Here is a 21,874-nt window from a genome sequence, read left to right on the forward strand (position 1 = left end):
AATCATTCTAGTACGGTTATTGATGATATAAAAGAGAGGATTGATGAGTAACGTAAAGCAACTTCCTATTCAATTACAAAAACTTGGCTTGATGCGCTTTGAACAGTTATACCCGCAGCAAAGTAAACAAAGTGAAGTTGTAAGGTTATTAGCATTAAGCGACTTTGCTTGGCGCAGTTTAGAATCACAACCTGATTTAAATACTTGGCTATTATGCAAAGACGAAATACATAATAGAGTAATAGATTCTCCTTTTAAAAACCTTAACTTAGCTGACATTGATGAAGTGCAGTGCCATAAAGTACTTCGCCAATATCGTGAAAAGTACTGGCTCAAAGTCGCCTTTTTAGATTTATGCTGTAACAATCCCATTGCCGATAGTATTAATTACATAAGCCAACTGGCTGACATGCTAATAAATAGTGCTAACCAATGGGCGCATGCACAGGTGGCAAAAGTAAATGGTGAGCCGCTTGATGAGCAAAACCAAGCAATGCCGTTAATGGTGTTGGGTATGGGAAAACTTGGCGGACAAGAGCTAAATTACTCCTCTGATATTGATCTCATTTTTGCATATCCGCGCAGTACAAAAACCCAAGGTGGCCGCAGAAGCCTTGAGGCTCAAGTATTTTATACCAAAGTTGCACAAAAGCTCATTGCATCACTTAACCAAGCCACCGGTGACGGGCAGGTATTTAGGGTTGATATGCGCCTACGCCCGTTTGGCGAAAGTGGCCCTTTGGTTATGAGCTTTAATGCCATTGAAGATTACTACCAAGAACAAGGTCGCGACTGGGAACGCTACGCGATGTTAAAAGGGCGCTTAATTGGCACGCCTAACAAATATTGGGATGAATTTATTAAGCTTTTAAAGCCGTTTGTTTATCGCCGGTATATTGATTTTTCGGTGATTGAATCTTTGCGTAAAATGAAGTTAATGATTGCACAAGAGGTTCGCCGTAAACGCTTAACTAATAATATAAAATTAGGCGCTGGTGGTATTCGTGAAGTTGAATTTATAGTGCAAGCCCTACAAATGGTACGAGGTGGCCGAGAGGCTAATTTACAAACTCAATCATTACTTAAAGCATTAAATGAGCTGGCACTTAGCCAAGTTATAGATGAGCAAGAAGCGAGCGAGCTTAAACGCAATTACCTTTATTTGCGAAAAGTTGAACAGTACTTACAAATATTTGACGATCAGCAAACGCAAACACTCCCCGATGATGAATTGAACCAGCAGCGCTTAAATTTATTATTAGAACAAGCTGATTTTTCTGCCACTTTAATCACTATTGAAAAGGTAATGAAGCAAGTTAACGGCGAGTTTGCACTCGTTATTGGTGAAGAAACCGCACCACTAGATACCTGTGAAGGTGCATTTATTAGTGCTTGGGATCATGGTGATGTGAGCTTTCTAAAAGAGGCTAGAGATGAATGGCAAACACCCCTTAACGATTTTAAATTAAGGCTGTCTAAGGTCAACATAGGTAACCGAGGGCGTGAAACCCTTGATAAATTAATGCCTGTTTTATTGAGCCAGTTAAATGACTTTAATGCCAGCGCAGCTGCTTTTACAATGGTTTGCCAAATTTTTAATAAGATAATTTCACGTACTGCTTATTTAGAATTGCTGTACGAAAACCAAGGTGCATTAAAGCAACTTGTTTTACTGTGTTGTCATAGCAAATGGATAGGCGAGCATATTTCTCGCTACCCTATATTGCTGGATGAGCTAATAGACCCGGCTGTTCTTTATAAACCGACACCATTAACCGCTTATAAAGATGAAATAAGACAGTATTTTTTGCGAATAGAGCATGACGATTTAGAACTGCAAATGGAGTCGCTTAGGCAATTTAAGCAAACGCATCAATTACGAATTGCTGCTGCTGATGCAACCGGTGTTCTTGATGTAATGAAAGTAAGCGATCACTTAACCGTATTGGCTGAAGCGATTGTTGATCAAGCTGTTAATATTGCATGGCATAACACCGTTAAGCGTTTTGGTATGCCCCCTGGCACTGATGATGAAAACAAAGGTTTTGCTGTTATTGCATATGGTAAAACAGGCGGCTTAGAAGTAGGGTACGACTCAGATTTAGATTTGGTGTTTGTGCATAATCATGATGGCTCAAGCCAAACCAATGGTGAAAAACCGATAGATTCTCGCCAGTTTTATTTAAAACTCGCTCAGCGCTTAATGCATTTATTTAATACTCGTACTGCTTCGGGTATTTTGTATGAGCTTGATACGCGATTACGCCCTGAAGGTGCATCAGGTTTACTTGCTATCAATCTAGAGAGTTTTAATCACTATCAGCAAACTCAAGCATGGACGTGGGAACATCAAGCGCTTGTGCGGGCTCGGTTAATTTTGGGCCAAGACGATCTTATAGATCGTTTTTCACAAATCCGTAAAAATATACTTTGCCAACAGCGCGATGATACCGTGTTAAAAGCCGATGTAATAAAAATGCGCGAAAAAATGCGCGACCATCTAGCGAAAGGAAATTCTGAACAATTTGATTTAAAACAAGATATTGGCGGTATGGCTGATATTGAGTTTATTACGCAATATTTAGTACTTAAACACGCGAATGAGTTTGAGCAGCTTACCGTTTATTCAGATAACGTAAGAATATTAACGGATGCAGCAAATATAGGCTGTATTACTAAAGAGCAAAAACAGCAGTTGATCAAAGCGTATATTGATTATCGCTCGTGTTATCACGTGCTGAGCTTGGATCAAAAAGGCAAATTGATCTCGCGAGAAGCTTTTTTACAAGATATTACTAACGTAACGAATATTTGGAATAGTATTTTTGAATTGAATTGAATTGAATTGTAAAACCCAAGCGCTTGCTTGGGTTTTTTGTACGTGTAAACCCTTAAACCCTTAAACCTTTAGCTTTAAACAGTTTGTTCGCACAAATTCTGATGGTAACTCTGTAATAACCGCTGCTCTTTGTTTGTGGCAAAAGTAAGTGTAAACCTCATGCTCAAAGTCGTCATTTATAGCACGACCAATTTGATAAAGTGCTGAAGTAAAGTTGCTGTCTACTCTAAAATGATCTTTAACTACGTAGTCTTTACTTAAATACCAGTAAAGCTCAATACCTTCATTTTTAGCATATTGATAGAGTACGTCTTTAAGTGTTGTGCCATTTTCAAAGCGTCTAGGTTCAACTTCTCCAGTCCAAGTGGTCGGCATTGGATCAACTGTTCGCGCACGTTCAGCCAATACTCTATCTAAGGTCTGTTCTGGTGTTTTAAGTTTTAAAACAAATTGATCTCGTTCTTTATTACTTTTTACTTGGTTACGAATAGAGGAGTAAAAACGTGATAATCCTTCGGCAGCTGCATTTTTAGATTTTTTAATATCAAATAAAGAGCCATCACTCAACAAAAAGTATACGGCGAGTGCTATTAGTACAGCTGCAAATGATAAATGCCTAATCCAAAACCACATGATTATTACCCACCTTATTTGTTCCTATTATTGTTATACCATTACTTTTTATAAAAAGAAGGGGTATTTTTATCAGGTCGAGTTTTAAAACGACGGTGTAGCCACATATATTGTTCGGGTGCGGCATTAACAGATTGTTCCATGCGTTGATTTACACGTGTTACATCAGCCTTATTATCACCACTGGGGAAGTTTTCAAGCTCTGGCAGTATTTCTAAGTGATATTTACCATTTTCATCACGGCGAGTTATTAAACTCATTGTTTCGCAGTTTTTACTGCCTGCAAACATAAGAGTACCCGTTGTAGTTGCAGCGTCAGGTACTGCGTAAAATGGGACAAATTCACAGCGGTTACGACCGTAATCTTGATCGGGTAAGTAATAACATACCTTTTTATTTTTTAATGCTTTTAGTAAACCTTTTACATCTTTTCGACCGATTAAATATTCGTTAGAGCGAAGGCGCCCATTAGTCGTAAAGTATTCCATTAGTGGGTTGTTATGAGGGCGATAAAAGCCAACACCCTGACACTCTAAGCCCATAATACGGCTAGCCATTTCAAGATGCAGAATATGAGGTACAAGCAATAAAACACCTTTACCAGACGCTTGTACGCGTTCAAAGTGCTCAAGCCCTTTAAAAGACCCTAATGCTTTTTGTGCTCGCCACTGTGGCCACCACCAGGCCATGCCAGTCTCAACCATTGCAATACCGGTGTTTTCCATATTTTTGAGCACAAGGTCTTTTTGATCTGCTGCGCTCATATCAGGAAAACACAGCTTAATATTTACTTCTGCAATATGGCGACGGCGCTTCATAAATTTATGAACTAAGCGACCAAGCTGTTTACCCATTGCTAATTGTAGTTTTTGCGGTAACCAAGAAATTAAATATAAAAATAGAACGCCAATCCACGTTAACCAGTATCGAGGGCCCAAAAAAGATGCTTTAAAAGGAGATGAGGTGACCACAAAAATATCTCTGAGAATAAAAACGATAGTTTAACGCTAAGCGCTGTAAAATACAAAAAGCCAGCATTTAGCTGGCTTCCAATGTTTTTAACTACATGAATCATGCGATTTAAGCGGCTTTTAAACCTTGGTTTATAGCAACTAAATCTTCACTTGTTAATGTACCCGCAGCTTGTTTTAGGCGAAGGGTAGATAACACATAACGGTAACGTACATCAGCAAGGTTACGCTTTGCATCGTATAAATTTTGCGTACTTACTAGTACGTCAACAATGGTACGAGTACCTACTTCAAAACCTGCTTCAGTTGCTTTAAGCGCACTTTGAGCTGAAACAACGGCTTGCTCTAGCGCTTTGTAAGTAGCAATGTCTGATACAACTTGGTTATAAGATGTAATCACTGTTCGAGTTACTGCGCGGTAATTTGTTTCATAGTCTTGGCTCGCACCTACGTAAAACGCACGGGCCTGATTTGTTGCAGCAACTGTTGCACCACCTGAATATAAAGGTACGCTAAAGTTAAGCCCTACAGAGCTTGAGTCTGAACGTGGCTGATCATCAAAGTTAGCGCCATTTATTTGATTGTCTGTAAGAGAATCGCCATAACTAGCACTTAGGGTTAGCTTTGGATAATGACCCGCTTTTGCTAATTCAATTTGATCTTTTGCAATATCAACCGTTACTTTAGACACTTGTAGGTTTATATTTTTATCTTCAGCTACTTTAACAAAGTCGCTTGAGCGCTTAGTTGGTTTAGTTGTTGAGAAAGTATCTGTATTTAAAAAGTCTAATTTTTCGTGATATTTACCTGTAATCTCACGAAGTTGCTCACGTGCTGTTTCTACAGCATTACCTGCAATAATTTCTTGAGCTACAGAGTTATCAAACTGAGCTTGCGCTTCGTGTACGTCAGTAATTGCTGTTAAGCCTACCGCATACCGTTGTTTTGTTTGCTCAAGTTGACGTTCAATTGCACGTTTTTCAGCTTCAACAAATTCAAGGTTATCGCTTGCACTTAATACGTTAAAATAACCTTCAGCAACGCGTACAATTAAGTTTTGTTTAGCTGCATCGTATAGGCCGCTTGCTTGAAGCGCTTGCTTGTCGGCAATATCTAACGTATTCCAGGCACCTAAATCAAATAATGTTTGCCTTAAGCTCACACCGCGAGAGAATTGGTCTGTATCACTTTCAACTTTTACTTGGTTAGATAAGTCGCCAACGCTTTGGTACGACGTTGCATCGCTTTTTGTATAACCCATAGTTAAACCAATTTGAGGTAATAGTGCACTCATCGCCAAATCGCTTTGGTAAGACTGCGCATCGGCTTGGGCTTTTGCTTTTAAAACAGTAGGATCGTTAGCTGTCGCTATTTCAAAAACTTGTAGTAAATCTTCAGCTTTCACTGCTGTTGCACCTAATGCGCATGATAAACTAACTAGCGCCGCAAGAATGTTCTTTTTCATGTGGGGTTCGGTCCTTAGACAATTTTTGTACTAAAAGCATGTTAACCTGTTTTACTGCATAACAAAAAAAATAATTAGTAAAACAGTATGTTCAAGTGTAACAGAATATATTAACGCATTTTAAAGCTTTAGATAAGTAGGAGGTATGTACGTGGTTGATAAAAAGCTCGTTCAATTTACACATAAAGATGTGAATTTAAAGCCAATAAAAAACCTTTATAAAGGTTTTTTTCAGGTTGATTTATACCAGTTTGAACATGCTCTTTTTGCGGGTGGAAAATCTAAAGTAATTAGTCGAGAAATATTAGAACGTGGCGATGCTATTGCAGTACTCCCTTACGATCCAATATCAGATACTGTTCTTTTAATTGAGCAAATACGTATTGGCGCTATTAAAAGCAAGCATTCGCCTTGGCTGCTAGAGTGTATAGCCGGAATGACAGACGGCAGTACGGATTACGAATCAGTTGTAAAAAAAGAAGCGTATGAAGAAGCTGGGCTTAAATTAACTGAACTTGAATTTATGCTTTCATACCTATCAAGCCCTGGTGGTACAACTGAGCGCTTACATTTATATTTAGCGCGTACTGACTTAAGCCAAGTGAAATCAGGTGTATATGGTCTTGAAACTGAAGGCGAGGATATAAAAACTCACATTCTATCAGTTGATGATGCGCTAATGCGCCTCAATAACGGTGAAATGGATAATGCGGCAACGGTTATTTGTATGCAGTGGCTTGCGCTAAATCGCGAAAAAATGGCAAGCAAATGGGCATAAACTCTTACTAATATTATGGTGGTACTTTGACAGCACAATTAGCAACAAAGCGATATATTCAGAGCCTCCCAAAGTATTTAACACTTTGTGAGCATAACTATGTGCGACTATTAAAGTTGTTACCGAGCGAGCGCAATATAGGAAGCATTCGTGAAGTTAAACTTGGCAACAGTGAGTTTGCTACAAAAATTGATGGCAGCGCAAAATACACTATGGATATTTCAATTAAGCAGCTAACAGGAATGGTTAAAGGGATTACGCCACTGTATTTAACGGTGCGTTTGTATCACGATGCCAAAGTGGCTGAAATTGTTCATCACGATTATCATCAACGCATAAAACCATCTTATGGATACCCTAACCCTAAAATGCATCAAAAAGATGAAAAGTATCAACTTAATGCTTTTTTATACGATTGGTTAGTGGCCTGTGTAGAGCACGGACAAGCGACGTTAAATTGGGATGTAAATAATGGCTTGGTTTGATGATACATATACATTTGATAAATCATCTTTGTGCATTGCTCATATTACTGACAGCCATTTATTTGCAGACAAAAGCGGTGAGTACTTTACTGTAAATACCGCAGAACATTTTGAACAAGCCTTGGCACACATAGCAAAACAATCAATAGACTGCATTATTTTTGGTGGCGATTTAACACAAGATCATAGTTTTGAATCGTACTTATTATTTAGTGAACTTATAAATGCCAGTGACATTACTTGTCCTGTATTTTGGGTGCCAGGTAATCATGATGAACTAGCAATGCTTAATCGCATAAGTGGTGGGCAAATAAATTCGGCTAAACATATTATTGCTAATGGGATTGAGTTACTTCTTATTAATTCTAAAGGGCCCACGCCCGCAGGATGGGTTACTGGCACGCATTTAGATGAAGTAACGGACGCTTTAGTCAACTCGAATAATAGTAAAGTTATATTTTGTCATCATAATCCGCTGCCAATAAACGGCTACCTTGATAAACACTTATTAGAAAATGGCCCACAGCTTTTAAATATCTTAGTTAATAGTAATAATGTATCTGCGCTTTTTCATGGGCATGTGCACAATGATTACGAACAAAGTTTTAGAGGGCTGCCCATATATGCGACCCCAGCCAGCTCAATACAGTTTGTAAAGCACACTTCACAGTGGGAGCAAAAAAATGCGGGACCAGCTTACAGAACGCTAAATATAAAGAGTAAAAAAGATAAAGTAGAAGTAAAAACGGAAGTAGTATGGCTAAACGCGTAATTTATATTCATGGCTTTAATAGTTCACAAAAATCATATAAAGCTGTGCGCTTTGGTGAGCTTATGGCAAACTATGACGTTGATTATTGTGTACCGAACTTAAACCACGAGCCCCTACAAGCTATAATTGAGCTTGAACAATTACTAACGCCAAATACCGTTTTATTAGGTAGCTCGTTAGGTGGTTTTTTTGCCACGTATTTATCGCAGCGTTATCAAATTCCTGCAGTGGTTATTAATCCCGCGGTCGCACCCTATAATTTATTACAGTCGTTACTTGGACCTAATTATAATCCGTATCAAGATTATCATTACGATTTAAATAACAGTCATATTGAGGCACTTAAATTACTCGCTGTAGATAAATTAGCATACCCTGAGTTACTGTACTTATTACAGCAAACAGGCGATGAAGTGTTGAACTTTCAACACGCAGTAAAATATTATTCGCAATGCAAGCAATTGATAGAATTTGGTGGCGATCATAGCTACGTTGAATTTGAACGCACTTTTGCAAGTATTGTAGATTTTCTTAAAATCACGTAAAACTAGTTAGCCTGAACTGAGGTTAGTTACTATATTAACGCTTTAGCGCATATAACAATAAAACTAGTAAAACGTATTAGAGCCTTAGCGGATATAAAGACAAAAACTATGAGTGATCAAAATTATAACGCCGAAGCCATTGAAGTACTTAATGGATTAGATCCGGTAAAACGACGCCCAGGGATGTACACAGATACAACACGTCCCAATCATTTAGGCCAAGAGGTTATCGATAACAGTGTCGATGAAGCTATGGCTGGTCATGCTACTCGTATCGACGTAATACTCCACGAAGATAACTCGCTTGAAGTAAGTGATGACGGGCGTGGTATGCCTATTGATATTCACCCAGAAGAAGGTATCCCTGGGGTTGAATTGATCTTCACTAAATTACACGCCGGTGGTAAGTTTTCTAATAAAAACTATCAATTTTCGGGTGGTTTACACGGTGTAGGTATTTCGGTAGTAAATGCGTTATCTACGCGTGTAGAAGTAACAGTAAGGCGCGACGCTCAGCAATTTAGAATGGCATTTGAAAGCGGCGATAAAGTAGAAGACTTAAACGTAATTGGTACAGTCGGTAAGCGTAACACCGGCACTACGGTTCGTTTTTGGGCTGATGTTAGCTACTTTGATTCACCAAACTACTCAATTACTAAACTTAATCATTTATTAAAAGCCAAAGCCGTTTTGTGTCCAGGGCTGCGAATTAAGTTTGTTAATAAGCAAACAAAAGAAACCCAAGAATGGTTTTACGAAACAGGCTTAAAAGATTATTTAGTTGAAGCAATTAAAGGTTTTGAAACATTACCGCAAGACCCGTTTGTTGGCGAATTTAAAAGTTCAATTGAAGGCGCTGACTGGGCTGTTGTATGGCTACCAGAAGGTGGTGAATCAATAGCTGAAAGCTACGTAAACCTTATTCCTACCGCGCAAGGTGGTACGCATGTAAATGGTTTACGCCAAGGCTTACTTGAAGCAATGCGTGAATTTTGTGAGTTTAGAAACTTACTCCCTCGTGGTGTGAAATTAACTCCTGATGACATTTGGGATCGTTGTAGTTACGTGTTATCGGTTAAAATGCAAGACCCTCAATTTGCCGGTCAAACAAAAGAAAAACTATCATCACGCTCGTGTTCTGCGTTTGTATCGGGGGTTGTAAAAGACTCGTTTAGTTTATGGTTAAATGAACATACAGATACCGCAGAGTTATTAGCTGAGTTATGTATTTCAAATGCGCAAACTCGCTTGCGTGCAGCTAAAAAAGTAGTGCGTAAACGTGTTACTGCAGGTCCTGCTTTACCGGGTAAACTTACCGATTGTAGCGCGGCTGATAACGACCGTACCGAATTGTTTTTAGTGGAAGGTGATTCTGCTGGTGGCTCTGCTAAACAAGCAAGAGACCGTGAATTTCAGGCTATCATGCCGCTACGTGGTAAAATTTTGAATACCTGGGAAGTTGAGTCAGGCCAAATACTAGCATCACAAGAAGTACACGATATTTCAGTGGCGCTGGGTATTGATCCAGAATCAACCGATATGTCGGCATTACGCTACAATAAAATTTGTATATTAGCCGATGCTGACTCGGATGGACTACACATCGCAACACTATTATGTGCACTGTTTGTTCGCCATTTCCCAGAGTTAGTAAAAACAGGGCATGTGTATGTAGCAATGCCGCCATTATTTAGAATCGATATTGGTAAAGAAGTTTATTACGCACTTGATGAGCAAGAAAAAACCGCTATTTTGGCGCGCATAGAAGCCGAGAAAAAACGCGGAAAAGTAAACGTACAACGATTCAAAGGTCTGGGTGAAATGAACCCGTTACAACTGCGTGAAACCACGATGGATCCAAATACACGACGTTTAGTGCAGCTTACGCTTGATGAAGAAGTAGAAACCATGGAAATGATGGATATGCTGCTTGCTAAGAAACGATCGCCTGATCGTCGTCAATGGTTAGAAGATCATGGTAACAAGGCACTCGTTTAATTATCTGTGCTTAACACTAGGAGAGGCGAATGAAAAAACTACTAGGAAGTTTGCTGTTACTTGGGCTGACTACCGCTCCTGTAATGGCGAAAAATATACTCGATAAGCTCACCGTAGCACCGGGATTTGAAATAAGCTTATTTGCAAATGATGTAGAAAATGCACGTCAAATAGCTGTTTCCAAAAAAGGTATTGTGTATGTTGGCTCTCGTAAAGCGGGCAACGTATATGCGCTTATTGATCATAATAGCGATGGCGTAGCAGATAAAAAAATTGTTGTGGCTAAAGGCCTAAACATGCCCTCTGGCATAGCAATTAAAGATGGCGATTTATACGTAGGCGAAGTACATCGTATTATTCGCTTTAAAAATATTGATACCCAATTAAAAGATCCAAAATTTGATGTGGTTTATAACGCATTACCGAGCGAGCGTCATCATGGTTGGAAATTTTTACGTTTTGCACCAACGGGCGAGCTAATCATTCCGGTGGGTGTACCGTGTAATATTTGTGCTGAAGATGAACGTTTTGGTCGTATTTTTGCGCTTAATGTAGAAACAAAACAAATAAAAACAATAGCCAAGGGCGTTAGAAACACCGTCGGTTTTGATTTTCATCCAGCTACTCAAGCTTTATGGTTTAGTGATAACGGTCGCGACATGATGGGCGATGATATTCCGCCTGATGAGTTAAACCGTGCAACGCAAGAAGGTGAGCATTTTGGTTTTCCGTATGTTCATGCCGGTGCAATTATTGACCCTGAGTTTGGTGAAGGTAAAAATATTGCCGATTACACGTCGCCAGCTCTTGCACTTCCAGCGCATGTAGCGCCATTAGGTATTCATTTTTATAACGGTAAGCAATTTCCAGCAAGCTATAAGCAACAATTATTTGTTGCTGAACATGGCTCATGGAACCGTTCTAAAAAGTCAGGTTATAAAGTAGGGCTAGCAACAATTGAAGTAGGTCGCGTAACTAAATATACGCCATTTATTACTGGCTTTATGAAAGACGAAACAACATTTGGACGCCCTGTTGCATTTGCAGAATTAGGTGACGGCAGTCTGTTAGTAAGCGATGATTACGCCAATGTAATCTACCGTGTAAGCTATAAGAAAAACTAGGTAAGCTTTAATGAGTGATACAGATACCTTGCTAATGCAAGGAATTGAGCAACAAACAATGGGGCGTTTTACCGAAGACGCCTATTTAAATTATTCCATGTACGTGATCATGGACCGCGCCTTACCGCATGTAGGTGATGGTTTAAAACCAGTACAGCGTCGTATTATTTATGCGATGAGCGAACTGGGTTTGTCGGCTAACGCTAAGTACAAAAAATCAGCCCGTACAGTGGGTGACGTCCTTGGTAAGTACCATCCACACGGCGACAGTGCATGTTACGAAGCGATGGTATTAATGGCGCAGCCGTTTTCTTACCGCTACCCTTTGGTGGATGGACAAGGAAACTGGGGCGCGGCAGATGACCCTAAATCGTTTGCAGCAATGCGTTATACCGAAGCGCGTTTATCTAAGTTTTCAGAAGTACTGCTTAAAGAGCTTGGCCAAGGCACCGTCGATTGGACACCAAACTTTGATGGCACAATGGACGAACCTGTTGTACTGCCTTCTCGTTTACCGCATATTTTACTAAACGGTATAACGGGTATTGCCGTAGGTATGGCAACCGATATTCCGCCACATAACGTACGTGAAGTGGCTAGTGCATGTTGTTTATTACTTGATAAACCAAAAACAGAGCTTGAAGAATTACTTGAGCTTGTACATGCACCAGATTACCCAACAGATGCTGAAATAATTACCCCAAAAGCCGATATTCACAAAATATATAAAACCGGTCGAGGGTCTATCAAAATGCGTGCGGTTTATACCGAAGAGCATGGTGATATTGTTATTACAGCGCTGCCGCATCAATGTTCTGGTGGTAAAGTACTTGAGCAAATTGCAGCGCAAATGAACGCTAAAAAATTACCAATGATTGCCGATTTACGTGACGAGTCAGATCACGAAAATCCAACACGCATTGTAATTATTCCGCGCTCAAACCGCATTAAAGCTGAGCCATTAATGGCGCACTTATTTGCAACCACCGATCTTGAAAAAAATTACCGAGTAAACTTAAACATGCTAGGCCTAGATGGCCGCCCGCAAGTTAAAGACTTACGCTGTATTTTAAGTGAGTGGCTAATATTTAGACGCGAAACAGTGCGTCGTCGTTTGCAGTATCGTTTAGATAAAGTATTAGCACGTCTACATATTTTAGAGGGTTTGTTAGCCGCCTTTTTAAATATTGATGAAGTGATTGAAATCATTCGCAGCGAAGATAAACCAAAGCCTGTATTAATGGAGCGCTTTGATTTAACTGATACGCAGGCAGAAGCAATTCTAGAATTAAAACTTCGTCATTTAGCAAAACTTGAAGAGTTTAAAATTCGTGGTGAGCAAGACGAACTGGCTAAAGAGCGTGATAAATTAGCGCAAATTTTGGGCTCAGAACGTCGTATGTCGACACTGCTTAAAAAAGAAATTCAAGAAGCCGCTGAAATGTACGGTGACGATCGTCGCTCGCCAGTGATTGAGCGCTCAGAAGCGAAAGCACTTAACGAAAAAGATTTAATTCCGTCAGAGTCAGTTACTGTTGTGCTATCAGACAAAGGCTGGGCACGCGTTGGTAAAGGTCATGACTTAGATGTACAAGGCTTAAATTATCGCTCAGGTGACGGCTTTAGAGCCTCTGCTCGTGGTAAGAGTAATCAACCTGCGGTATTTTTAGATTCAGCAGGGCGGGCGTTTGCAACTGATGCGCACAGTCTACCTTCGGCGCGTAGCCAAGGGGAGCCAATGACAGGTCGTTTTAACTTAACACCAGGCGCTAACTTTGAGCACGTGGTAATGAGTGAAGACGAGCAAGTATTGCTTATGGCGTCAGATGCAGGTTACGGCTTTATTACCGACTTTAAAGACTTAGTTAGTAAAAATAAAAACGGTAAAGCGCTGGTAAGTGTCCCTAAAGGTGGAATATTACTTTCTCCTATTAGAGTGAACGATGTTGCTAGCGATTACTGTATGGCTATTTCTAACGAAGGTCGAATGCTTTTATTCCCGCTGCGAGACTTACCAAAATTAGGTAAGGGTAAAGGTAATAAAATCATCTCTATACCAGGTGCTAAAGTACAAGCCCGTGAAGAGTTTGTAAAAGTGCTTGCTGTTGTACCACTAGGAAGCAGTGTTACGCTTCATGCTGGTAAGCGTAAACTAACACTTAAACCAAATGATTTAGAGCATTATCATGGTGAGCGAGGACGTAGGGGTAATAAACTACCGCGTGGCTTACAGCGTGTTGACGAAGCCGTTGTTGAGCTAACTCCTCAAGATGATGAACCAATAGACGTTATTAGCGAAGAGTAGCCAATTACTTTTTTGTATAAATAAAAACGGTCTGCATTTGCAGGCCGTTTTTGTTTTAAAATAAAGAGCTTAAATATTTCAGCGTACACTTGTGCGCTATTGACTCGTTTGTGCCACAAAATAACGCTATAATAATTATAATTCATTTTTGGAGAAGCCCATTTGCTAGCTGTTATACGCGTTTTTATTATGCTGCTGTTTATATTATTCAGTTGTATTTTTGGTTTATTACTTTCGATTGTAAGACCATTTCACCCTAATAATGTACATATTATAGCGGGTTGGTTTGGCTCAATGGCTAAAATGGTTGGCGTTAAGCTAGTTCTAACACGTCATAAAGATGCCGTTGATCCAGGTCCTGCAGTTTATGTTGCTAATCATCAAAATAGCTACGACTTATTTACAGTGCCAGCAATGGTGCCAAAAAACTGCGTAAGTTTGGGTAAAAAGAGCTTAAAGTGGATCCCATTTTTTGGTCAGCTTTATTGGTTGTCGGGTAATATATTAATAGACAGATCGAATCGCTCTAAAGCGGCAGGAACTATCTCAAAAGCAGCCGAAAAAATTAAAACTAATGGCTTATCTGTATGGATGTTTCCAGAAGGCACACGAAGCTATGGAAGAGGGTTACTACCATTCAAAACGGGTGCATTTCACACCGCAATGAGCGCAGATGTACCCATAATTCCGGTATGTATGAATACAACACATAAAACCATTAAGCTAAATCGTTGGGATAATGGTACAATTCACATCGAAATGTTAGCGCCTATACCGCTTGATAAAGAAATTAGCGCGCGTGAGCATGCTAAAAGCGTGCATAGCATTATGGCTGCTAAAATAACTGAATTAGATGCTCAAGTGAGAGAAAAATAATGGAAAACTGGCGTGAAATAAGTGAAGACATCGTAAGTTCACTACTTGAAGATGGGTCAGACCCTGAAATACTTTATGAAGTAGAGCACCACTTTGTGTGTGAAGACTTTCCTAAGTTAGAGCAAGCTGCACTTGCTGCTTTTAAATTGGGTTACGATGTTGAAGAACCAGCAGAGCTTGAGCTTGAAGACGGTAACAAAATTTGGAGCTTTGACATTGTAGTTGAAGCTGAGCTAGACGTAGACGTTATTATGGAAGACGTTGATAAGCTAGCGCAACTAGCCGTTGAGTGCGAAGTTGAGTACGATGGTTGGGGTACTTACTTTCAAGAGTAATGTAATTAACGAGTGTTTAGATTAACTAGTTTAAAAGCGAGTGCTGTAGAAGCACTCGCTTTTTTATGCCTATAACTAGGGCATGTTTATTTTCGAGGTTATACCAATCCGTAATAATACTTAATCATTTTACGGGGCTAAACGTGTCGCTACCTGCGTTAAAAAATTCTCATTTAGAACAACTAAATAGCGATTTTTTTACCTAGCTATCAACACGTTTTTCCAGCCTTAAAATAGATCACTTAATTAAACGAATTGGTATTAAATAAATATACTGCTACAAATTCAACCACCAAAGGTCAACATGGACTAGCTAGAGACTAATAAATCTAAATATTTAGGGCTTTAATATGCTAGTAAATGTGTTGATTAAAGCTCCATTTAATTAATTATTCGTACTAAATCTATTTTCAAATCAAGCTGTGTTAGTGCCTTACTGGTATGACTAGTTTTTCTCAGTTACAATTTAATCAAAATTTAATTCGGTTTATTCATAAAGCATTAAGCTATAAATAAAAATTGGTAATAGATCATTTTATTTTAATTACTACTATTTTCTGAAATTTACAAATAAGAACATTCGTTTTTTTAAATTGGTTTATTTTTAACTTGTTGTTATTAATTGATTAATTTTTATTTTGTTATTATTTTTAGAACGTTTAGCTGATTTCATGGTAACAATTCACTTGTTGACATATTGGATACAAAAAATATAGCCTTGCCTTACCGGTTTGGTGATGTTTTGGTAATACCAATTTGAGTTGTTTTAATTTATTTTTGATATTACCAATTTTTTGAATTGAAAGTCTGTTTACATGATGCAAGCTCAAGCTAAGTTTGGTATTTAGTACTAAGTTAGCTGTTAGGTTATTTATACAGATTTAAAGGAATAAAAATGATGGTTAAATATAAAAAGTTACTTATTTGTTCTGCAATTGCTGCGAGTACTTCTTTTGCGCATGCTGCCACGATTGATAATTCTGGTTTTGAAGATGGTTGGAGTAACTGGAATGAAACAGAGCCCGCAGCACTATCTTCAGATTCGTATAAAGGCTCTAAATCATTAAAAATTCAAGGTAGCCCAGGGCGTGTTTACCAAAATGTAGATGTAGATCGAAATACTCAGTACACGTTAAGTGCGTACGTACTTGGCAAGGGACAAATCGGCATTAACGATCTTAATGGTTTGTTTAAAAGTGAGAAATTTAACGTTTCTTCGTGGACAAAAGTATCTAAAACTTTCACCACAGCTAATACAGGTTCGCTACAAGTATTTGCTAAGCATGATAAGAGCTCAAGCGATGTTCGTTTTGATGACTTTTCGTTAACTAAGGGTAGTTCTTCTGGCGGCGGAGACACAGGTGGTGGTGATACTGGCGGTGGCGACACTGGTAGTGGCTCAGGTATAGCAAGCAACATCACCAACGGTAGTATTTTTGACCTTGAAGGTAACGATCCTCATCCATTAGTAAATAGCTACACTTTAGAGTTTGTTCCTCTAGAAGCGCGTCATATCACTCCAAACGGGAATGGCTGGCGTCATGAATATAAAGTAAAAGAAAGTGCACGTGTTGCAATGACCGAAACCTATGAGGTTTTTGAGGCAACTGTAAAAGTTGAAATGTCAGATGGTGGTAAAACGATTATTTCTCAGCACCATGCTAGCGATACGGGTACGATTTCAAAAGTATATGTTTCAGATACTGATGAATCAGGTTTTGATGATAGCATAGCAGGTAACGGGATTTTTGACGTTTATGTTCGCCTGCGTAACACCAGTGGTAAAGAAGAAAAACATGCACTAGGTACTATCAGAAGTGGTGGTTCATTCAATCTAAAAGTAGTTAATAATTACGGTGATGTAGATGTGACTGCATTAGGTACTACCTTTGGTATTCCGGTAGAAGATGATTCAGAATCTTACTTTAAGTTTGGTAATTATTTACAATCACAAGACCCATATACACTAGATGAGTGTGGCGAGTCAGGAAACTCAGATTCATTTAAAGAGTGCTTTAAAGATTTAGGAATTACAAAAGCTAAAGTAACAATGACTGACGTTAGTTATACGCGTAAAACTAACTAATTATTTAGTAGTTTAGAAAGCCACTCAGTTTAAAACTGAGTGGCTTTTTTAACTGTAAAAACTAAATTTATAACCATTTTTTATTTTTAAAATACACACCAATACCGCCAGTAAGTAAAATCAAAAATATAACAAACGCACTAAATGCATAGGGGCTCTCGGTACCCGGAATACCTCCTACGTTTACGCCTAACAGGCCGGTTAAAAAGCCTAAAGGTAAAAACAATGCAGCTACAACCGACATTACATACATACGCTGATTTAATTGCTCAGACACTTGGTTAGTGATTGTTTGCTGAATGATTTGCGCACGTTCAATAGAGCTATCAAGCTCCTCTAAATAACGAATAAGTAAGTTTGTTGTTTCGTTTAATTTTGCTTTATCGTCATCTAACAGCCACGGGTAGTGATTATTTACCATTGAGCTAAGGGCTTCTTTTTGCGGTTTTAAATAACGCTTTAAGGCAATTGTTTGACGGCGCAACTGTGATAAACCTTGGTTATCAAACTTTTTACTTGGTTCATCTATTTCTTCTTCAAACTCGTCGAGTGTTTCATCTAGTGAGTCAATAACGCTTTGCATACGTGAGGTTAATTTTTGTGTAATAGAGCACACTAATTCAGAAATATTGCATGGGCCTTTATTTTCATTTAAACAGGCGAGCGTATCTTGCACCGATAATAAACGACGCTTGCGGGTAGTAATAAGAATGTCTTCGCTAATAAATAAACGAATTGAAACCATGTCTTCAGGGCTTTGTGCTGGATTTAAATTTACACCACGTAAAAATAACATATGTCCGTTAGTCGTTGATGTAATACGCGGGCGTGTTTCATCAGCAATTAAGGACTCTAATTCGTAGTCGTTTAAATGAGGTTGTGCCTTGAGCCATTCAACAGCCTCGCTTTGGCTATAGTCCATGTGCACCCAAAGTTTTCCGTGGCTTGGTTGCCAGCTATTTAGCTCATTAGTGCTTTCAATAGGGCGAGCGCCGCCTTGTCCATCAAGTACAAGTGCATGTAGTAAACCATTAATCATAATTATTTCTCATAATAGTGTATTTTTAATACCGTTAACTATAGTGTATCTACTTAAGTATTTTAAACTTACCTTTATTTTTAATAAGTTAAGCTTAAATAGCAAAATATATGCAGAGCCTTTGGGATGAGTAAAGTGGCATAAAGTACTATTCAGCAAGGCGTGCATTGTGTGACCAGTTGTTTAAAAAGATCAATTTAATTTACTAATCGACTAGATAAATTTATTTCGTTGGTGTTTTTTTACCTGTAGCGTATAAGTCACTTTTTTATTAAGGGCACATTTATGACAGCAAAGATTACAGTTGGTTGGCGTGAGTGGTTAAGTTTACCTGAGCTTGGTATTAACGATATAAAAGCAAAAATTGATACAGGCGCTCGCACTTCATGTATTCATGCAATTAACATTGAAGAATACGAAGTTGACTCAGAGAAATGGGTTAAATTTACGGCCCAACCATTGCAGGATGATGAGCAAACGCAAGTCACTTGCAAGGCAAAAGTTAAAAAAATGAAGTACGTAACCAGCTCAAGTGGGCAAAAAGAGTTACGCTATTTTATAGAAACGACATTGCATGCAGGCGAGCATAGTTGGCCGATAGAGCTTACTTTAACAAGCCGTGCAACAATGAAGTTTAGAATGTTATTAGGGCGTACAGCCATGGAAAATCGTATAGTCGTTGACCCGGCTTTATCTCAACTATTAGGTCGTAAGGTTTAACTATGAAAATCGGTATTTTATCTCGCAACAGAAAATTATATTCAACACGTCGCTTAATTGAGGCGGCAGAAGCACGCGGTCACGAAGTTAAGGTGATTGATGCATTACGCTGCTATATGAATATAAACTCGGAGCAACCAGAAATTCACTATCGCGGTGAAAACTTAAAAGAATTTGACGCAATCGTCCCGCGTATTGGTGCATCGGTTACATTTTATGGATGTTCGGTACTTCGTCAATTTGAAATGATGGGTGTTTACCCAGTAAATGAATCAGTCGCTATTTCTCGTTCGCGCGATAAATTACGCTCACTTCAGTTACTTTCGCGCAAAGGCGTTGGTATGCCAGTAACTGGCTTTGCGAGCAAACCAGATGATGTAAAAGACTTACTAGAAATGGTAGGCGGTGCACCTGTTGTAATTAAATTACTTGAAGGCACACAAGGCATTGGTGTTGTACTTGCTGAAACACGCAAAGCGGCAGAAAGTGTTATTGAAGCATTTATGGGCTTAAAAGCTAATATTATGGTTCAGGAATACATTAAAGAAGCAGGTGGCGCGGATATACGTTGTTTTGTACTAGGCGATAAAGTAATAGCAGCTATGAAGCGCCAAGCACAAGAAGGTGAGTTCCGTTCTAACCTTCACCGTGGTGGTAGCGCTACGTTAGTTCGCATTACTCCAGAAGAACGTAAAACGGCAGTAGCAGCGGCTAAATCAATGGGCTTAAACGTAGCGGGAGTTGATTTACTTCGCTCATCTCGTGGACCACTTGTGATGGAAGTTAACTCATCACCAGGTTTAGAGGGCATTGAAATAGCAACAGGTAAAGACATTGCAGGCATGGTGATTGATTTCATCGAAAAAAATGCTTCAAGTAAAGGGACAGCAACACGTGGCAAAGGTTAAAATTAACCGTCCTTTTTCCTTATTAGGAGAGAGTGTAGGCGTAGGCGAACGTAAAACACTTGCCTTAGAGGCAGCTAAACTTTATACCCATTCACCACTTAATATTCCTATTGAAGTGGTTAACGGTGTAATGGAAGGTCCTGTGCTTATGGTGTGTGCGGCTATTCATGGTGATGAGCTAAATGGCGTAGAAGTTGTGCGTCAGTTAATTGCTAAAATAGACCCAAGCCAACTGCGCGGCACAATAATCGCTGTGCCTATTGTGAATGTGTTTGGCTTTATTCATAAATCGCGTTACTTACCAGACAGACGCGATATGAATCGTAGCTTCCCAGGTTCTGAGCGTGGCTCACTTGCTGGGCGTATGGCTTATATGTTTTTTAATCAAGTGGCAATACATTGTACCCACATTATTGATTTACATACTGGCGCTATTCATCGAACTAACTTACCGCAAATTCGCGCTAACTTAGCTGATGAAGCAACCGCTGAAATGGCTAAAGCATTCGGCACGCCAGCAGTTATAGATGCATCATTGCGTAATGGCTCATTACGAAGTGAAGCTGCAAACCTAGGTATACCGGTTATAACCTATGAAGCTGGTGAAGCACTGCGTTTTGATCCAATCGCAATTGCGGCCGGTGTACAGGGTGTTGATTATGTTATGCGTCATTTAAAAATGATCCGTGGCAAGCGTCCTAAAAAGTTACCAGATCCTATTATTGCAGGTTCAACTAGTTGGATACGTGCCGAAGTTGATGGCATTGTGCGTGCACAAGTATCACTAGGGGAACATGTAACTAAAGGGCAAGTACTTGCTTATATTAGTAGCCCACTAGGTGACTCTGAGCTTGAGCTTTTAGCGCCTAAAGGCGGTATTGTTATTGGTCAGCAAACTATGCCATTGGTAAATGAAGGTGATGCGGTATTCCACCTTGCTTACTTTGCAAATGACAATAGTTTAGTAGAGCAGCAACTAGAGAACTTTATTGATGAGATAAACGATTTAGATGACGAGCTTAAAACAGCTGAGCTAAATAACTAATAGCTAGGGCGTGTTTAACTTTGCGGATTGAAATTTGTTCAATCTAGGGGCGATTAAATCGCGGCGCGAGGTTTGTAACCTAGTGGGCTAAGTAAAAACCGAGTAACAAAGAGTTTATCGCCCCTAGGCAGAACCCGAAGGGCAGCGCATGTTTGGCATTTATGCTGCGTTATCGCCTATTTATGGGGAGTAACCACACTTCATAGGCTCTGCCTTGCCTAAAAACCAAACATACTGCTGCAAATTCAACCATCAAAGATCAACACGCCCTAGTCTTAATTTTGGTTAGTTAAAGCATTAAAAAAGCCGCAGAAGGTAATTATCTTCTGCGGCTTTTTTGTGACTATTACTTTTTTAACTATGTTTTTTAGGGCCAATAATACGCTTTATAACGGGAGCTTTTGTTGGCTTTGGTTCTTTATTTAAAACCATGACAGGGCGTGTCACAAATAAATTATTAGGGTAAATTACACGGTGCCCATCAATATGCTCAAGTACTACATTCATTAAGCCCATTTCAACAATGCGCCCTTCAACATGATTTGCACCATCAATAATTCGTACCCAATAGCCAACACGGCAATCGTTTTGAATAAACATTAGTAAAAATGCGGTTAGGTTACTCAGTAATGACCAAGCGGCAAAAAGCGCTACGCCTAACATAGCGAATAAAGAGGAGCCTAAAACCAATAAGCCACGAAGCTCTATACCCCAAAATACTAAAACTAAACACAGCACGACAAAGGCGAGTATAATTTTTAGTAAGAGCTCTGCACGGTATTTTCGGTGTAAATCAACTTTCCCCTTAATTGCTTTTTCGAGTAATTTTTTGGTTATTTTTAATAGCAGAGGGAAAACCAAAATAGCGATTATAGTTACAATTAACTTATATTGTGATGCAAACAATTCTAAAACTTCTATTATTTCCACATTAGGTCCTGAACTTTCAT

The 21,874-nt window shown here is 39.2% G+C and carries 19 protein-coding genes; 14 read left to right on the forward strand and 5 right to left on the reverse strand.

The window, feature by feature from the left end; genetic code table 11:
* Positions 1–43 precede the first annotated feature (43 nt).
* Complete coding sequence (gene glnE, locus I6F43_RS10535; RefSeq protein ID WP_197102178.1) at positions 44–2,839, forward strand: bifunctional [glutamate--ammonia ligase]-adenylyl-L-tyrosine phosphorylase/[glutamate--ammonia-ligase] adenylyltransferase; 2,796 nt, start codon at positions 44–46, stop codon at positions 2,837–2,839.
* A 60-nt stretch (positions 2,840–2,899) separates the two neighbouring features.
* Here glnE and I6F43_RS10540 read toward each other — a convergent pair whose 3' ends face one another.
* From I6F43_RS10540 to tolC, 3 genes are all read right to left on the reverse strand, one after another.
* A complete protein-coding gene (locus I6F43_RS10540; RefSeq protein ID WP_101163672.1) occupies positions 2,900–3,472 on the reverse strand; it encodes a toxin co-regulated pilus biosynthesis Q family protein in 573 nt (190 codons plus the stop codon).
* A 41-nt stretch (positions 3,473–3,513) separates the two neighbouring features.
* Positions 3,514–4,443: an LpxL/LpxP family Kdo(2)-lipid IV(A) lauroyl/palmitoleoyl acyltransferase gene (lpxL, locus tag I6F43_RS10545; RefSeq protein ID WP_024590685.1), complete on the reverse strand. Its 930-nt coding sequence runs from the start codon at positions 4,441–4,443 to the stop codon at positions 3,514–3,516.
* Between the two features lie 109 nt (positions 4,444–4,552).
* Positions 4,553–5,908: an outer membrane channel protein TolC gene (tolC, locus tag I6F43_RS10550; protein WP_197102188.1), complete on the reverse strand. Its 1,356-nt coding sequence runs from the start codon at positions 5,906–5,908 to the stop codon at positions 4,553–4,555.
* Between the two features lie 151 nt (positions 5,909–6,059).
* Between tolC and I6F43_RS10555 the strand changes: the two genes are divergently transcribed.
* The 10 genes from I6F43_RS10555 (at position 6,060) to I6F43_RS10600 (ending at position 17,212) form a co-directional block, all read left to right on the forward strand.
* A complete protein-coding gene (locus tag I6F43_RS10555) occupies positions 6,060–6,686 on the forward strand; it encodes an NUDIX domain-containing protein (RefSeq protein WP_076916364.1) in 627 nt (208 codons plus the stop codon).
* A gap of 26 nt (positions 6,687–6,712) precedes the next feature.
* Positions 6,713–7,171: a DUF1249 domain-containing protein gene (locus I6F43_RS10560; protein WP_024592841.1), complete on the forward strand. Its 459-nt coding sequence runs from the start codon at positions 6,713–6,715 to the stop codon at positions 7,169–7,171.
* Positions 7,158–7,943 (forward strand): metallophosphoesterase, encoded by a 786-nt coding sequence (locus tag I6F43_RS10565; protein ID WP_024592842.1) that lies wholly within the window; start codon positions 7,158–7,160, stop codon positions 7,941–7,943. Before I6F43_RS10560 ends, I6F43_RS10565 begins: the two co-directional genes overlap by 14 nt.
* Positions 7,928–8,488, forward strand: coding sequence for a YqiA/YcfP family alpha/beta fold hydrolase (locus I6F43_RS10570; protein ID WP_007585377.1), 561 nt, complete (start codon positions 7,928–7,930; stop codon positions 8,486–8,488). Before I6F43_RS10565 ends, I6F43_RS10570 begins: the two co-directional genes overlap by 16 nt.
* Before the next feature lie 108 nt (positions 8,489–8,596).
* On the forward strand, positions 8,597–10,486 hold the full coding sequence (gene parE, locus I6F43_RS10575; RefSeq protein WP_010553287.1) for a DNA topoisomerase IV subunit B: 1,890 nt from the start codon (positions 8,597–8,599) through the stop codon (positions 10,484–10,486).
* A 29-nt stretch (positions 10,487–10,515) separates the two neighbouring features.
* The gene (locus I6F43_RS10580; RefSeq protein WP_024590691.1) at positions 10,516–11,610 is read left to right on the forward strand and encodes a PQQ-dependent sugar dehydrogenase; all 1,095 of its coding nucleotides are present in this window, start codon (positions 10,516–10,518) and stop codon (positions 11,608–11,610) included.
* A 10-nt stretch (positions 11,611–11,620) separates the two neighbouring features.
* The gene (gene parC, locus I6F43_RS10585) at positions 11,621–13,915 is read left to right on the forward strand and encodes a DNA topoisomerase IV subunit A (RefSeq protein WP_197102190.1); all 2,295 of its coding nucleotides are present in this window, start codon (positions 11,621–11,623) and stop codon (positions 13,913–13,915) included.
* 162 nt (positions 13,916–14,077) lie between these two features.
* Positions 14,078–14,791 (forward strand): 1-acylglycerol-3-phosphate O-acyltransferase, encoded by a 714-nt coding sequence (locus I6F43_RS10590; protein WP_197102192.1) that lies wholly within the window; start codon positions 14,078–14,080, stop codon positions 14,789–14,791.
* On the forward strand, positions 14,791–15,126 hold the full coding sequence (gene rraB / locus I6F43_RS10595; RefSeq protein WP_007585369.1) for a ribonuclease E inhibitor RraB: 336 nt from the start codon (positions 14,791–14,793) through the stop codon (positions 15,124–15,126). Before I6F43_RS10590 ends, rraB begins: the two co-directional genes overlap by 1 nt.
* Positions 15,127–16,024: 898 nt before the next feature.
* Positions 16,025–17,212, forward strand: a complete 1,188-nt coding sequence (locus I6F43_RS10600) for a polysaccharide lyase family 7 protein (RefSeq protein ID WP_197102211.1) — start codon at positions 16,025–16,027, stop codon at positions 17,210–17,212.
* A 67-nt stretch (positions 17,213–17,279) separates the two neighbouring features.
* On the opposite strand, the gene I6F43_RS10605 is transcribed toward I6F43_RS10600, so the two are convergent.
* Complete coding sequence (locus tag I6F43_RS10605; protein WP_165735504.1) at positions 17,280–18,251, reverse strand: zinc transporter ZntB; 972 nt, start codon at positions 18,249–18,251, stop codon at positions 17,280–17,282.
* Positions 18,252–18,536: 285 nt separating this feature from the next.
* On the opposite strand from I6F43_RS10605, the gene I6F43_RS10610 reads away from it, so the two are divergent.
* Genes I6F43_RS10610 through I6F43_RS10620 form a run of 3 tightly spaced genes read left to right on the forward strand, consistent with a single transcriptional unit; the run spans position 18,537 to position 20,924 of the window.
* Positions 18,537–18,971: an ATP-dependent zinc protease family protein gene (locus I6F43_RS10610; RefSeq protein WP_024596236.1), complete on the forward strand. Its 435-nt coding sequence runs from the start codon at positions 18,537–18,539 to the stop codon at positions 18,969–18,971.
* Positions 18,972–18,973: 2 nt separating this feature from the next.
* The gene (rimK, locus tag I6F43_RS10615) at positions 18,974–19,879 is read left to right on the forward strand and encodes a 30S ribosomal protein S6--L-glutamate ligase (RefSeq protein ID WP_002961977.1); all 906 of its coding nucleotides are present in this window, start codon (positions 18,974–18,976) and stop codon (positions 19,877–19,879) included.
* A complete protein-coding gene (locus I6F43_RS10620) occupies positions 19,866–20,924 on the forward strand; it encodes a succinylglutamate desuccinylase/aspartoacylase family protein (RefSeq protein WP_007585786.1) in 1,059 nt (352 codons plus the stop codon). The genes rimK and I6F43_RS10620 overlap by 14 nt, the downstream gene beginning before the upstream one ends.
* 354 nt (positions 20,925–21,278) lie before the next feature.
* Here the strand turns inward: I6F43_RS10620 and I6F43_RS10625 are convergent, their stop codons facing one another.
* Positions 21,279–21,854 carry a mechanosensitive ion channel domain-containing protein gene (locus I6F43_RS10625; RefSeq protein WP_007583721.1) on the reverse strand — a complete coding sequence of 192 codons (576 nt, stop codon included), beginning with the start codon at positions 21,852–21,854 and terminating at the stop codon, positions 21,279–21,281.
* Positions 21,855–21,874: the final 20 nt, after the last annotated feature.

It is taken from the genome of Pseudoalteromonas sp. NZS71_1 (assembly GCF_015864305.1).
GTDB lineage: Bacteria > Pseudomonadota > Gammaproteobacteria > Enterobacterales > Alteromonadaceae > Pseudoalteromonas > Pseudoalteromonas arctica.